The following is a 14,081-nucleotide window of genomic DNA, read 5'->3' as shown; positions in this document are numbered from 1 at the left end:
CTAGAGCGGCCCGAAGAAGCCGATGATGCGCTGGATGCGCCCGTCCTCGGCGAGTTCGACCAGGTCCAGGCCGTCGGGCAGCGCCTCGCCATCGCTCTGCACGACGTGCCAGGAGAAGCGGGCCAGGCCGTGATGGGTATCGACGCGGCTGGTGCGCACCACGGTCGCGCCGGGGCGACGGGCCAGCACGATGTCTATATGGGCGAGCAATTCCGCGATGCCGGCGGTGTGGACGGTCGGGTCGGTGTAGGTGGCCGTCTCGGTGAGCACCTCGCCCATGAGCTTGCGCCGATGCGCCGGATCGGGATTACTCCACGCCGCACAGTAGGTGTCGATCAGTTGATCGAGCGAGCGATCGAAGCCTGCCATGCCGCAATGGTTCTCGCTGTGCCGGGCGGCTGTCAATCAGCGGCGTTCCGTCACGGCTGTGCCCGTATCACCGCTGCGCCCGTGCTGCGGCGACGAATTCGCGCATGCGGCCGTGATCCTTCACGCCGCGGCTGGATTCCACGCCGCTGGACACGTCGACGCCCCAGGGGCGCGCGGCCGCGATGGCTTCGGCGACATTGTCGGGGGACAGGCCGCCCGCGAGCAGCCATTGGCCGGTCGGTGGGGCGATGTGCAGGGCCGCGAGGTCCCAGCGTTCGCCGGAGCCCGCGACGGGGGAGTCCAGGAGCAGCCACTCCTCGCCGTAGGCGCCGGTGTGGATGTCCGTTTCGGGGGTGAGGGAGGTGGCACGGAGCAGGCGCAGGCCGGACAGTTCCGCGAAGGCCGTGCGGGGGTAGTCGCCGTGCAGTTGGAGGGCGTCCACGCCCGCCGCCTCGGCGAGTTCGCCGGCCTCGGCCGCGGAAATACCGTGGACCACGCCGACCGAGAGCACGTGCGGCGGGACGCCCTCGAGCAGCTGCCGGACTTCTTCGACGGGAATCTGCCGTGGGCTGGTGGTGAATACGAATCCCACGGCGTCGGCGCCCGCCTCGACGGCGACGGCCACATCCTGCTCGGTGCGCAGGCCGCACAGCTTCACGAACATAGCGAAACCCTACGCAACCTGGCCGGAACTGCGTGCAGGCGGTTGACATCACCGGCCGCCCCAGGCTGAACTAGGTGATGTTTGCAGATCCGCCGGCGGCTCCGATCATCAAGGTAGAGAACGGGATCGGCGACGCGAGCGGGCGCATCTGCTTTCTGCTGCGCGGGGTGCTGGACGCCGCCGAATGCGCGCGCGTCATCGACACCGCCACCGCCGCCGGATTCGGTCCCACCGGTGCGCACTACCCGCCGTCTTATCGGGACAACGACCGCCTGGTCCGCGACGACCCGGCCTTGGCGGACGCCCTCTACGCGCGGATCTGCACCCTGCTGCCACAGCGCATCGAAGCCGACGGCGTGGTCTGGCGACTACACGGCCTGAACGAGCGCTTCCGCTACTGCCGCTACCGCGACGGCCAGCGCTTCGGCATCCACCGTGACGGCGCGCACGCCCGCAGCGCCACCGTCGTCTCCCGCCTCACCTGCATGATCTACCTCAACGACGAGACGGAATTCACCGGCGGCACAACCCGATTCCACGCCAACGGCGACCCCCGCTCGCCCGTCCTGGGCGACATCCGCCCCGAACGCGGCACCATCGTGGTATTCGATCACGCCCTCTGGCACACCGGCGAACCGGTCACCGCGGGCACCAAGTGGGTGATGCGCACCGACGTCCTCTACGAGCGCGAAACCGCCGCCCTCGACGACCTGGAAACCGGTGAAACCGGCTCGACGGCAACCGAGCACATCCTGCGCGGCCACGACGGCTACGTCTGGAGCGTGGTGGCCCTACCCGGCGGCGCGCTGGCCTCCGCGTCTCGCGACCGCACCGTGCGAATCTGGGATCGCACCCCGAACGGCTATGCGCCACACCACGTTCTGCGCGGCCACGACAGCTCGGTCACCGCCCTGCTCGCCCTCGACGACGGCATCGTGGTGAGCGGCTGCCGTGCGGGCGCAATCCGCGCATGGCAGCACGGCACGCCCCGCACGGTCGGCTGTCACGACGGCGCTGTCCTGAGCCTGAAAGCGCTGCCGGACAACCGAATCCTCAGCGGCGGCGCAGACGGCCACGTTCGGTGGTGGTCCCTGCGAGGCTCGCCCGCCGCGCCCGGCCACGAATGGGCGGTGGGCAGTTGGGTGTGGGGGCTGGCCTCGATCGGTGACCGTGTTTTCGCGGCTTGTGAGGATGGCAGCCTGCGGTGGCGGAATGCCTCGGGGATGGAGGACGCGGCGTGGACGCCGTACGCGTTGCGGGCGCTTGCCGTCGATACGGGCGGTGCGGTGATCACCGGCGACGCCGGGGGCTGGTTGCGGCGGTGGGAGGCAACGGCTTCCGGGTGGCGGGATCGGGTGGCGTGGCGGGCGCACATCGGCGCGGTGTGCGCGGTTGTGGTGTTGCCGGATGGGCGGGTCGCCAGCGGTGGGGAGGACGGGGCGGTCCGGGTGTGGCGGGGTGTGGGTCGGTTGGCCGTGCATCGGCATGACGATTTCGTGCGCGGGCTGGCCGCGCTGCCGGACGGGCGGGTGGCCAGCGCGTCCTACGACGGGACCGTGCGGGTGTGGGAGAGCAGTGCCCGCCCTATCCGACGTGGGGCCTTTTCGCTGCGGAAATCCTCGGTGTTTGGCACACTGCCACTGCTCTCCCCGTGAAGCGTGACCGGCCGGTCGCTCGAATAGTGCATATGCACTAGCACCCGCCTCCAGCCTCGGCGGTCTGCCGATAGCGCGCGGCTCTCGTATGCGATGAGCTGTTCGGTAATGACCGGGCAGGTGAGATCGGTCACGCGAAGCAATGATGCTGGAGGACCACATGGGCAAGTCTCGGGTGCGCCCGCTCGTCGTTCTGACGATGTCGGCGCTCATGGCGATGAGCGGAGCGGGGGTGGCCGCGGCCGATCCCTATCCCAGTTTCCCGCCGGATCAGAATCAGCTGCCGCAGCTGCCGACCGAGCCGCAGATCTACGACCTGCTGCCGATTCCGACGCCGTCCGAGGATCCCTGGTACGACGATCCGGCCGACCTGGAGTCGTACGCGCCGGGGCAGATCGTGCGTTCGCGCGAGGTGCAGACGCGACTGCTGGGGATTCCGTTCCCGGTGTACACCAAGCAGCTGCTGTACCGGTCGAACGATGTGCACGACAACCCCATCGTGACCGCCACGACCGTCATCGTGCCCGGCATTCCGTGGCAGGGCAGCGCCCGCCCGGTGGTGTCGTTCCAGGAGGCCATCGACTCCACCAGTTCGTCCTGCAATCCGTCGTACACGCTGCAGGTCGGCACCATGAAGGAGTCGGCGCTCGCCGTCTACTGGCTGATGCAGGGCTTCGCCATCAACGTCCCGGACTTCGACGGCAAGTTCAATACGTTCAACACCTACGCCGAGGGCAAGATGGTGCTGGACAGCCTGCGCGCCATGAAAAACGATGCGGGACTGGGCCTCACGGATTCCGGGATCGCCCTGTACGGGTACTCCGGCGGCGGTTCGGGTTCCATCCGCGCGGCCGAACTGCGCGCCACCTACGCCCCGGACGTGCGGATTCTCGGGACCTCCATCGGCGGCACCCCCGGTGACCTGACGGCCATCGCGCGCTACGCCATCCAGGAGCAGCCGGGTCTGGCCGGCACCTCCAACTTCACCATGTGGCTGGGCTGGGCGGCGCTGGCCCGCGAATACCCGGACGCCTTCCGCCCCGAGGACTTCCTGACCGCGGAAGGCCAGACGCTGGTGAAGGATTTCCAGAGCCGCTGCTACGCCACCATCGCCATGTCGGGCGTGTACCGCCCGATCAGCGACTACTTCCAGCCGGGCAAGTCGCTCGACAGCGCCCCCGAGGTGCTGAAGGTGCTCGAGGACAACAGCCTCGGCCACCACATCCCCGACACCCCGATCCTGTGGTGGCACGGCATGTGGGACGAGCTCATCCCGCCGTCGACGGTGCTGCCGACCGTGAACTCCTACTGGGAGCGCGGCGCGGACCTGCGCTTCTACACGGTGCCGGTGCCCGAGCACATCACCAATGCGGTGACCGGGTGGATTCCCGCGGTGGCCTGGATCAGCGCGCTGCTGCGCGGACTGGGTCCCGGCCCGACCTTCAAAGCCGACTACCAGGTGCTGCCCGAGGGCTTCCCTGGCCGCTGACGCTCCCGCTGCATAGGGTGGGGCCACAGCACGCAGCAAAGGTGGAAGTCCGATGACGCACATCTCCCTTGCCGGCATGACCGACGCGGACGCCGGGAAACGGCTCTGGCCGGCGGCGATCGAGCGAATGCGATCGCATGCCGCCGAGCTGGCGGCCGGATTCGACATCGCGCTGCCGCCCTACGACGTGTTGCCCAACTCCATGCTGGACGCCGACTTCATGCCGGCCGTCCAGCTGAATGTGGAGCTGTTCTTCCGATCGGTCTCCGAGGGCGTCGAGCTCTCGGAGACCGATACCCAGCCGCTGGTCGATCGGGCCGTGCGGCTGGTGCGCGACGGCATGCCCATCGAGGAGGTGCTGGCCAACTACCGGCACGGCATCGCCTTCTTCTGGTCGCAGCTGGTCCCGCTGCTGGAGGCCGACGAGTACTCGCTCATTCCGGAACTCGGGCTGCGGATCACCAACCATGCGGGCCTGGTGATCTCGCGGATAGCGAGCGCGCTGGTGGGTGACGCCCGCCAGCCGCGCTGGGATCTGCTGGTCCGGCAGAGCGAGATAGCGGCCGATCTGCTCGCGGGCCGCGATCCGAGCGGCTGGGCCCGGGACTCCGAAATCCCCATTGCCGACGGCTTTTTCGTCGCCGTGATCCGCATGGGCGACCCCAGCCCCGGCGTTCTCACCGGATTGCGCGCTCGCATAGGCGGGCTGTCGGGCACCTTCCTGCATCGCGACAGCGGCGGCTGGACCGCGCTGGTGCCCATCCGTCCCGCCGATCCGGCCGATCCGGTGCGTGCCCTGCTCTCGCGACTATCCCTGCGCGACAACAGATCCCATCCGCAGTTCTGGATCGGCGTGGCCGCCGCGCCCGCACATGCCGACATTCCGGCGGCGCACGCCGAGGCCCGGACGGTGGCCGAGACCGCGCGCTGCCTGGCCCGGCCCGAAACCGTGTGCCACCGCCAGCACATGATGTTCGAGTACGCCATCGCCTCCGGCAGCGAAGCGCTCCCGACCCTGGCCGCCATCCTCGCCCCGCTCGCGGATCAGCCGCTGCTGTCGGAGACGCTGGATGCGTACATCGACAATCAGTTCAACCACAATGCGGTGGCCCGCGCCCTGTTCATCCACCGCAATACGGTGACCTACCGGCTGGCCCGTATCACCGACCTGACCGGCTACGACCCGCAGGATCCGACCGGCATCTCGACGCTGCTGGCCGCGCGCACCGCCCTGCGGTTGCGCGCGAAGTCCTTTCGGCCCTGAGCGATTCGCTCACAGGGAGGTGTCGACCCGCCAGCTGTCGGGCAGGCCGACCAGTTCCGCGCTGATCTCGCACAGCCGCTGCGCGGTCTCGTCGTCCAGGGCGCGCCGCGACGGGGTCTTGATCCGATTGTGCTGGAAGTAATGTCCGGACAGATGCGCCACCTCGGGGGCGACGGCCAGGTGTGTGAGGGTCCGCGCGCCCGCGGCCGGGGAGATCATGAACAGCTGTTTGGCGATGGCCGCCAAGGGTTTTCCGTACCACGGCATGGAGTCCCAGATGTGGGTGGCCACCGCGCCGGGATGGAAGGAGTTGACGGTCAGCGCGGTTCCCGAAAGGCGCTGTGCCAGAGCGCGCGTGTACAGCACATTCGCCAGTTTGGAACGGTTGTAGGCCCTTTCGCCCGAGTAGTTCCGCCGGAAGGTCGGATCGTCGAAATCCATGGTGGCGCTGTAGTGCATGACCGAGGAGGTGAACACGACCCGCGCGGGGGCGCCCTGGACGAGGAACTCCAGCAGCAGCTCGGTGAGCAGGAAACCGCCGAGATGATTGACCGCGAACGTGGATTCGATGCCGTCCTCGGTTTCGACGCGCTCCTTGGAGTAGCCGCCGGCATTGTTGGCGAGGACGTCGATGCGGTCGTAATCGGACTGGATGGCCGCGGCCAGCTTCCGCACCGAGGTCTGTGAGCCGAAATCGCAGACGAGAGTGTCGACTTCGGGTGCGCCCGCGTTCTGGACCAGTTGCCGGGAGTCGGCGAGCTTGCCGGGGTCGCGGCCGATGAGCACCAGGTGATGGCCCTGCGCGCCGAGCTGCTGTGCGGCCTCGAGACCGATGCCCGATGTGGCCCCCGTGATCAGGATCGTCTTCATGGCGCCCACGCTGCCACATCCGCCGGGACCCGCCGCACCGCCGAATCGGGTGATCCGGCAGTGCAGCGGGTGTGGGCCCGGCGGCGATAGGGGGCTGGTAGGGGCTCAGGCGGTGCGGGCGGGGCGAGCGAGCTGGGCGCTGTGGGCGCCCGCGCGGCGGCCGGAGAAGACGCAGTCCGCCAGCGACAGCCCGCTCACATAGGAGTTGGAGCAGATGCCCGCGGCCGCGCGACCGGCGGCGTACAGGCCCGGGATGACGCCGCCGTCCCGGGTGCGCACCGCGCCGGTGTCCTCGTCGACCACGACCCCGCCGAGGGTGAGCATGGGCGTCGGGTAGGTGAGCCGCGCCTTGAACGAAATATCCAGCAGCGCAAAGGGGCCCGTGTGAATCGGGCGGCGGATGTCGTCCGGCTTGCCCAGCGGGTCCGGCCGGTTCTCCGCGATGGCCTGATTGTGCGCGTCCACCGTCTTGCGCAGCGCCGCGGGTTCGATGCCGGCGCGGGCGGCCACCTCCTCGATGGTGCGCCCGGAGTGGCGTCCGGCCCGCAGCAGGCGTTCGCCCTGCATGCGCTGGAACCACACCGACTGCGGCCCGATCTGGCGGCGCGCCTCGGCTTCGAGTTCGGCGTCGACGAGCAGCCAGGCCCGGTTGCCCGGTGCGGTCGCGATGGCCGCGCCCAGGGCCGCGCCGTAGCGGGATTCGTCGATCATGCGCTCGCCCAGGGAGTTGACGGCGAGCGAGCCGAAGAAGGCGCTGGACGGTGCGATGAACCGCCAGGTGGAGATGGTGCTCATCTTGCTGGTGGCCGCACCCAGCGATTCCGCCATGGCGATGCCGCTGCCGTCGTCACCGGCGGTGCCCAGCGGAAGCCCTTCGGCCCAGGGGTATTCCGGTGCGTGCCGGGCCACCATCGCACCATTGGCGATGAATCCGCCGGTGGTGAGGATGACACCGGATCGAGCCTCGATGCGGATGCTCCGGCCGTGCTTGCGCTCGATGCGATCGAGCAGCAGTTGTACGGCGCGGCGCAAACCCTGGTGGTACACACCGGGTTTCGCCGAGATGCGGGCCAGTGCGGCGAAGCGCCGCTGCACGGCCGCGGGCGCGTCGGCGAGGGTGATCGCCTCCACGCCGATCACCCGCCCCTCCTCGACCACGAGTCGCGTTGCGCGAGTACCGGTCCGGACCTTGACGCCCAGCCGCGCCGCCGACGCCGCGAGCGGCCCGAACAGCTTCTTCCCCGAGACGCCGCGTCCGTGCGCCCGGTGCCCGCGTTGTTTCGGCGTCGCCAATTCCCGGTAGCCGCCGGAGTTTTCGCTGCCCGAGTAGTACAGGTAGTAGTCGTCGGTGGGGTAGGAGGTCTTGTACGGGCACAGTGACGCGTCGAACGGAACACCGTGTGCGGACAGCCAATCGATCATGCCGGCCGATTCCTCGCAGAATTGCCGCAGCGTCCGCTCGCTCACCGCGTCCCCGACCTCGGCGCGCAGATAGGCCAGCATGTTCTCGGCGTCGTCCTCGACTCCGGCCGCCCGCTGGACCCAGGTTCCGCCGCCCGCGTACACGATCCCGCCCGACAGTGCGGTCGCCCCGCCTCCGAGATACCGGTCGATGGCCAGCACCTCGGCTCCGCCCGCGCGCGCCGCGAGTGCCGCACTGACCCCCGCGCCGCCGTATCCGACAATGACGACATCGGCCGAGGCGTCCCAGCTCCGCATCCTCGCAACCGCCTTCCGAACGGATGATCCCCCGACGTCGCTGCCGAGGCACGAAAAACTATAACTTGTTCTAGTTGGGGCGGCGAGGCACCGCGGATGCGGCTCTCCCGCAGGGCTGGACATCCGCCTAATAGGTAACGGTCCGGTAACTTTACCTACTGAGTACTCGGTAGAACCTTAGGGTCTGGGCCGGATCACTCGAGCTCGACCACGAGGACTGTTCGTGAAGCTTCAGCACTGCCTGTCCGTTCTGGCCATCGCCGCCGCCGGAATCCTCGGCACCGCCGCTCCCGCCACCGCCGAAAGCGGCGAAAAGTATGTCGCCCTGGGGGATTCGTTCGCCGCGGGCGTCGGAATCTCCAATATTCTCGATCTGGGGTGTCAGCGGTCGGATCGCAACTACGCGCATGTGATCGCGGGGCGGCTGGGATACAGCCTCGCCGATGTCACCTGCGGAGGAGCCACCACCGAGACCGTCACCGGCAGCCAACTGTCCGCTGTCACCGCCGATACGGCGCTGGTGACGCTCGGCGTCGGCGGGAATGATGTCGGCTTCACCGATATCGTCGCGGCGTGCGTACTGGCCGGGGTGCTCGCCTCCGGGAGCGCGGACCCGGCGGTGGGGTGCAAGAGCCAATTCGAGAGTGTGATGCCGGCTCGGCTCGCGAAGGTCTCGGCCGAGGTGTCGACGCTGGTGTCGGAGATTCGGGCGCGGGCCCCGCAGGCTCGCATCGTGCTCGTGGGGTATCCGAAGATACTGCCGGACAACGCTGCCGAGTGCGCGGGGCAGCAGCCGGCGCTGGCCGAGGACATCGAGTGGGCGCGTGCTGTCGTCATCGAGGGCTTGAACGCCATGCTGCGCGCGCAGGCCGGTACCGAATATGTCAGCACCTATGAGCTGTACGAGGGGCACGGAGTCTGCGCGCCGGTGGCGGATCGCTGGGTGAACGGGACTTCGGTCGACAACGGCGAAGGAGTTCAGTTCCATCCCAATCAGTTCGGGCATGCCGCCACGGCTGAGTGGATGGTCGCCGCCCTGGCCGGTTGATTGGGCACACTGCCCTGGCACGACGGTGGTTCTTCATGCCATATCCCATGGCTGACAAGGACATTGACTGGCAGCGTGCAGTGCATGAACAAGGTTGTTCGCGCGGCGGTGGCCGCTGTGCTGGCCGCGGGTATGGCGCAGACCGGAACGGGAAGCGCGCAGGCCGAGCCGGTGAGCGCGGCGGGGGATCGGCAGGAGGAGGTGCTCTCGACGCGGGACGGCATCGTCACCTCGTATGTGAGCCTGGCACTGCCGCTGCCCGCCGCCGCGCCCGCGCATCCGGCGGCCTGCGATCGAATCGGCTATCTGCGGTATCGGCCGGTCGACGGGCCCGCCGACGCGGTGGACGCCGACCACGTGGTCGTCCAGCAGCAGGGATTGCACGGCGGCGCGGTCAATTCCGACAGCGTCGCCTTCAATACCGTGCATTCGGCCAAGGCGCAGGGGCAGCACATCGAGTACTGGGCGCTGGCGCGGCGCAGTAGTTGCCTGGACGAGAAGCGCGGGTTCGATCGCGCGCTGGAAACGGGCAACTATCTCGACGCGGTCGACTACTACTTCAACGGGATGCCGATCGACGGCGAGCGGTTCCCCGGATTCAAGACCTCCGCGGAGCTGGGGGTGCTGGACTTCATGGGCCTCGAGCGCGTGGTGCGCGATCAGTACGAGCTCATGCTGCACGAGATTCCGCAGCAGGAGGTGCGGCAGCGCAAGTTCGTGTGCACCGGAATCTCGCTGGGCGGCTTGGTGACCGGGTTCTTCTCCGATTGGGAGTTCGACGGCCGGCCCGGCGCCGACCAGTGCGTGGCGTTCGCGGCGCAGGACTCGATGATCTCCTCGGACCCGGTCGCCCTGCAGAACACCCCGTTCCTGGCCGCGCTGACCAATGCCATTGTGGGACCGCTGGATTCGGTGGTGCAGGCCGGATTCACCGCGAATGTGCTGCCCCGCACCTTCGGTTCCGCGCCGGGGCTGGGCACCCGGGCGTTCATGCTGCTGCGTCTGGCCGGGCTGGCCGCGCATCTGGATCCGGACGGGGAGAGCCAACTGCTGGCGCACCTTCCGCGCGACACCGATATCGAGGGCACGCTGAACACCTTCGCCGCTCCCACCTGGGCGGCGTGGGCGAGCAATGGCGGCGACGGTTCCGGGTCGATTCGCGACTACCGCCTCACCAACGCGGCGCTGCTCGGCGTGCTCATCGACAACAACTCGTCGAACTTCTCGCTCTTCCAGCAGGGGATCGGGGCGCTGTCGGGTGGTCCGGTGCAGGAGAAGACCTTCCCGAATCCCGGTGAGCTGACCCAGCTTCCGCTGCTCGGCAACTTCCTGCGCGTTTCGGCGGGCAATCAGCGCCGCGTCGCGCCCACCGATCGCGGCGCGCTCTACACCTGGCGCAATTACGACGATGTCGCCGGTGTCCCGTGGACCGCGCCCAATCACGAGGTCGCCGATATCCGGGATGTGGCACGGCAATTGGCCATGGGCGCGCCCACCGCGTACTGGGAGACCTACTTCCCGCTGCGGCTCGTGGTCGATATCGGCGCGGGCTACGGTGGCACCCGCACCGGTGATCTGGCCGGGCTGCGGTATCACGGAATGGCGCGCTTGAAGCCGAATTTCGTGGCCTGGGCGGGCGACAGCCCGGTCCAGCCCGCCACCGGGACACTGTTTCCGACACCGGCGCTGGCGCAGGTGGTGTCGCTGCCCGGCTACACCCACGTGGACACCATCGGCGCCGCCGCCGTGCTGAACGACGGGCAGCCCGATCACAGCGGCTGGCAGCTGGCTCTGTTCCTGCGCAGTCTCGGCTGAGCGCGCGCGGCAGGCATAGGGTCGGGGTAGTGCCCAACCTGTGATCGATGCTGACCTGCCGGCGAGGAACCATGAATTCTGCTCTCATCATGTCCGCCCGCGACCTCGAGTTCCTGCTCTACGAGTGGCTCGAGGTCGAATCCCTGACCGCGCGTGCGCGTTACGCCGAGCATTCGCGGGAGACCTTCGATCAGGCGCTGGAGTTGAGCCGGGATCTGGCCACCAAGTACTTCGCGCCGCACAATCGAGCGTCCGATCTGGAGGAGCCGCGCTTCGACGGCACGCGGGTGCATGTGATTCCCGAGGTGGGGAAGGCGCTGCGCGCCTTCGCCGACGCGGGCCTGATCGGTGCGGCCATGGACGCGAAGGTCGGCGGTATGCAGCTGCCGTACACGGTGCACACCGCGTGTATGGCCTGGATCCACGCCGCGAACGTGGCCACCGCCGGATACGCGCTGCTGACCATCGGCAATGCCAATCTGATCGCCGCGCACGGGAGTCCGGAGCAGATCGAGCGGTTCATGCTGCCCATGCTGGACGGCCGGCACTTCGGCACCATGGCGCTGTCGGAGCCGCACGCCGGGTCCAGCGTCGGGGATCTGACCACCAGCGCCGTGGCTCAGCAGGACGGCACCTACCGGCTGTTCGGGCGCAAGATGTGGATCTCCGGCGGTGATCACGAACTGTCGGACAACATCATTCATCTGGTGCTGGCGCGGATTCCGGGCGCGCCCGCGGGCAGCCGCGGGGTGTCGCTGTTCATCGTCCCCAAGTATCTGGACGACGAGCAGGGCGCGGCGACCGTACGCAACGATGTGGTGCTGGCGGGCATCAACCACAAGCTGGGATGGCGCGGAACCGTCAATACCGCACCGGTTTTCGGCGACGGAGCGTTCGAGCCGTACGGGGCGGCCGGTGCGGTGGGTTACCTGGTGGGCGAGCCGAACAAGGGCCTGTCCTACATGTTCCACCTCATGAACGAGGCCCGCATCGGCGTCGGCCTGGCCGCCACCGCACTGGGGTACACCGGCTATCTGAAGTCGCTCGAGTACGCCCGCAATCGGCCGCAGGGCCGCCCGGTCACCGCCCACGATCAGAACGCCCCGCAGGTGCCCATCGTCGAGCATCCGGATGTGCGGCGAATGCTGCTGGCGCAGAAAGCCTATGTGGAGGGCGCGCTGGCGCTGGAGCTGTACTGTGGCCGCCTGGTCGACGAACAGCACAGTGCCACCGATGATTCCGAACGCGACCGGGCCGCCACGCTGTTGCGCATTCTGACGCCGATCGCCAAGAGCTGGCCGAGCCAATGGTGCCTGGCCGCCAATGATCTCGCCATCCAGGTGCACGGCGGGGCCGGCTACACCCGCGACTACGACGTGGAACAGCACTACCGGGACAATCGACTGAACCCGATTCACGAAGGCACGCACGGGATTCAGAGCCTGGATCTGCTGGGTCGCCAGGTCGTCGCCGAGGACGGCAAGGCGCTGCGCCTGCTGCTGGAGGCCGTGCATCGCACCGCCGCCACGGCCCGCGTCGGTGGTGACGGGGAACTGGCCGAGTTCGCCGACGCGCTGGCCCGCGCCGCCGGCCGGCTCGCCGCGACCACCGCCACCCTCTGGGCGGGGGCCGACCCGGCCGCGGCGCTGGCCAATTCGGCGGTCTACCTGGAGGCCGCCGGGCATGTGGTGCTGGCCTGGATCTGGCTGGAGCAGGCTGTGGTGACCGTCGGCAAGCGCGGCGCGTTCTATGATGGCAAACGCGCAGCTACTCGATACTTCTATCGCTGGGAGTTGCCGCGCACCGGTCCCATGTTCGATCTGCTCGACTCCGGCGACCGCACCACCCTCGATCTGGATCCGGCCTGGTTGTAGCGACCGACAGAACGGAGCTCCGATGACGGACGGCACGATCCACCCCGGTCTGGACGCTGCGGCGACCGCGGTGTCGCCGCAGGTGATCGCCTGGCGGCAGCATCTGCACCAGTATCCGGAGCTGTCGAACCGCGAGGTGAACACCGCGAGGCTGATTGCCGATCACCTGAACTCGCTCGGGCTCGACGAGGTGCGCACCGGGATCGCCGGACACGGCGTGGTCGGCGTGCTACGTGGCGGCAAACCGGGGGATCGGGTGATCGCGCTGCGCGCCGATATCGACGCGCTGCCGGTGCCGGACCAGTGCGGGGTGCCGTTCGCCTCGACCGTGGTGGACGAGAACTATCCGGGCGGGCCGTTCCCGGTCTCGCACGCCTGCGGGCACGACTGCCACACCGCCATGCTCATGGGCGCGGCCACCGTGCTGGCGGGCGTGCGCGAACAGCTGCCCGGCACAGTGCTTTTCGTATTCCAGCCCGCCGAGGAGGGGCCGCCGGTCGACGAGAAGGGCGGAGCGCGCGCCATGCTCGACGCGGGCGCGCTCGACGATCCCGCGCCGACCATGGCCTTCGGCTTCCATGTCACGCCGTATCCCAAGGGCTACATCGGGTATCGCGTCGGCAATCAGTTCGGGGCGTCCTGTCTGGTGAAGCTGACCATCACCGGTCAGCAGGTGCACGGGTCCACCCCGTGGATGGGCATCGACCCCATGCCCGCGGCCGGGGCCGTCATGACCGGCATCGGCCAGCTCTACCGCCAGATCAGCGCCTTCGACCCGGTGACGGTCACCATCGGGCATGTGGAGGATGTGGGCCGGTTCAATATCATCGGCCAGACCGTGACCCTGTGGGGCACCATCCGCTGCGCCGTCGAGAACGACATGACCGAGGTGCAGAAGCGGCTGGACACGCTCGCCACCCACACCGCGCAGGCCTACAACTGCTCGGCCACGGTCGAATTCCTCCAGGACGTGCCCGCGGTGCACAACTCGAAGGCATGGCTGGACGCGGGCCTGCCCACCTTCCAGCGGGTGGTCGGCGTCGACAAGGTGGTGCCCAGCATCCCAACCCTCGGCTACGACGACGTCTCCGAATTCGTGAACAAGTTCGGCGGACTCTACGTCACGCTCGGCGTACAGGACGCCGAACTCGACCCGAACGGCATGCCCTTCCCGGTTCCGGGCGGGCGCGGCCTGTTCGTCAACCACAACCCGCACTTCTACGCCGATGACGACACACTGGTCACCGGCGTGCGCCTGCACGCCTACGTGGCCTACGACCATTTGAACGGCACGCTGGTTCCGCACTGATCGAC

Annotated in this window: 11 protein-coding genes; 7 read left to right on the top strand and 4 right to left on the bottom strand. The window is 68.6% G+C overall.

Annotated elements, in window-relative coordinates; genetic code table 11:
- Both H0264_RS36205 and H0264_RS36200 read right to left on the bottom strand, forming a co-directional pair.
- Positions 1–369, bottom strand: a complete 369-nt coding sequence (locus H0264_RS36205) for a nuclear transport factor 2 family protein (RefSeq protein WP_181581699.1) — start codon at positions 367–369, stop codon at positions 1–3.
- 67 nt (positions 370–436) lie between these two features.
- A complete protein-coding gene (locus tag H0264_RS36200; protein WP_181581698.1) occupies positions 437–1,033 on the bottom strand; it encodes a phosphoribosylanthranilate isomerase in 597 nt (198 codons plus the stop codon).
- Positions 1,034–1,110: 77 nt separating this feature from the next.
- On the opposite strand from H0264_RS36200, the gene H0264_RS36195 reads away from it, so the two are divergent.
- The 3 genes from H0264_RS36195 to H0264_RS36185 all read left to right on the top strand — a co-directional run bounded on the left by H0264_RS36195 (position 1,111) and on the right by H0264_RS36185 (position 5,441).
- A complete protein-coding gene (locus H0264_RS36195; RefSeq protein ID WP_244976315.1) occupies positions 1,111–2,688 on the top strand; it encodes a 2OG-Fe(II) oxygenase in 1,578 nt (525 codons plus the stop codon).
- A gap of 160 nt (positions 2,689–2,848) precedes the next feature.
- On the top strand, positions 2,849–4,177 hold the full coding sequence (locus tag H0264_RS36190; RefSeq protein WP_231084317.1) for a lipase family protein: 1,329 nt from the start codon (positions 2,849–2,851) through the stop codon (positions 4,175–4,177).
- Positions 4,178–4,229: 52 nt separating this feature from the next.
- Positions 4,230–5,441: a PucR family transcriptional regulator gene (locus H0264_RS36185; RefSeq protein ID WP_181581695.1), complete on the top strand. Its 1,212-nt coding sequence runs from the start codon at positions 4,230–4,232 to the stop codon at positions 5,439–5,441.
- 9 nt (positions 5,442–5,450) lie between these two features.
- Here H0264_RS36185 and H0264_RS36180 read toward each other — a convergent pair whose 3' ends face one another.
- Positions 5,451–6,311 carry an SDR family NAD(P)-dependent oxidoreductase gene (locus tag H0264_RS36180; protein ID WP_181581694.1) on the bottom strand — a complete coding sequence of 287 codons (861 nt, stop codon included), beginning with the start codon at positions 6,309–6,311 and terminating at the stop codon, positions 5,451–5,453.
- A gap of 105 nt (positions 6,312–6,416) precedes the next feature.
- Positions 6,417–8,030, bottom strand: a complete 1,614-nt coding sequence (locus tag H0264_RS36175) for an FAD-binding protein (protein WP_181581693.1) — start codon at positions 8,028–8,030, stop codon at positions 6,417–6,419.
- A gap of 223 nt (positions 8,031–8,253) precedes the next feature.
- Between H0264_RS36175 and H0264_RS36170 the strand changes: the two genes are divergently transcribed.
- From H0264_RS36170 to H0264_RS36155, 4 genes are all read left to right on the top strand, one after another.
- Positions 8,254–9,078, top strand: coding sequence for an SGNH/GDSL hydrolase family protein (locus tag H0264_RS36170; protein ID WP_181581692.1), 825 nt, complete (start codon positions 8,254–8,256; stop codon positions 9,076–9,078).
- Between the two features lie 84 nt (positions 9,079–9,162).
- Complete coding sequence (locus H0264_RS36165; protein ID WP_181581691.1) at positions 9,163–10,893, top strand: hypothetical protein; 1,731 nt, start codon at positions 9,163–9,165, stop codon at positions 10,891–10,893.
- Positions 10,894–10,964: 71 nt separating this feature from the next.
- Entirely contained in the window at positions 10,965–12,767 is a 1,803-nt protein-coding gene (locus tag H0264_RS36160) for an acyl-CoA dehydrogenase (protein WP_181581690.1), read from the top strand.
- 22 nt (positions 12,768–12,789) lie between these two features.
- The gene (locus H0264_RS36155) at positions 12,790–14,076 is read left to right on the top strand and encodes a M20 metallopeptidase family protein (RefSeq protein WP_181581689.1); all 1,287 of its coding nucleotides are present in this window, start codon (positions 12,790–12,792) and stop codon (positions 14,074–14,076) included.
- Positions 14,077–14,081 lie beyond the last annotated feature (5 nt).

Source organism: Nocardia huaxiensis (assembly GCF_013744875.1).
In the GTDB taxonomy this organism is placed as follows: Bacteria; Actinomycetota; Actinomycetes; order Mycobacteriales; family Mycobacteriaceae; genus Nocardia; species Nocardia huaxiensis.
The sequence above is the reverse complement of the archived record's forward strand: the minus strand, read 5'-3'. Positions and strand labels throughout refer to the sequence as shown.

Coding starts and splice junctions, on each gene's coding strand:
- H0264_RS36205 (WP_181581699.1), bottom strand. CDS start 369: ATGGCAGGCTTCGATCGCTCGCTCGATCAACTGATCGACACCTACTGT.
- H0264_RS36200 (WP_181581698.1), bottom strand. CDS start 1,033: ATGTTCGTGAAGCTGTGCGGCCTGCGCACCGAGCAGGATGTGGCCGTC.
- H0264_RS36195 (WP_244976315.1), top strand. CDS start 1,111: ATGTTTGCAGATCCGCCGGCGGCTCCGATCATCAAGGTAGAGAACGGG.
- H0264_RS36190 (WP_231084317.1), top strand. CDS start 2,849: ATGGGCAAGTCTCGGGTGCGCCCGCTCGTCGTTCTGACGATGTCGGCG.
- H0264_RS36185 (WP_181581695.1), top strand. CDS start 4,230: ATGACGCACATCTCCCTTGCCGGCATGACCGACGCGGACGCCGGGAAA.
- H0264_RS36180 (WP_181581694.1), bottom strand. CDS start 6,311: ATGAAGACGATCCTGATCACGGGGGCCACATCGGGCATCGGTCTCGAG.
- H0264_RS36175 (WP_181581693.1), bottom strand. CDS start 8,030: ATGCGGAGCTGGGACGCCTCGGCCGATGTCGTCATTGTCGGATACGGC.
- H0264_RS36165 (WP_181581691.1), top strand. CDS start 9,163: ATGAACAAGGTTGTTCGCGCGGCGGTGGCCGCTGTGCTGGCCGCGGGT.
- H0264_RS36160 (WP_181581690.1), top strand. CDS start 10,965: ATGAATTCTGCTCTCATCATGTCCGCCCGCGACCTCGAGTTCCTGCTC.
- H0264_RS36155 (WP_181581689.1), top strand. CDS start 12,790: ATGACGGACGGCACGATCCACCCCGGTCTGGACGCTGCGGCGACCGCG.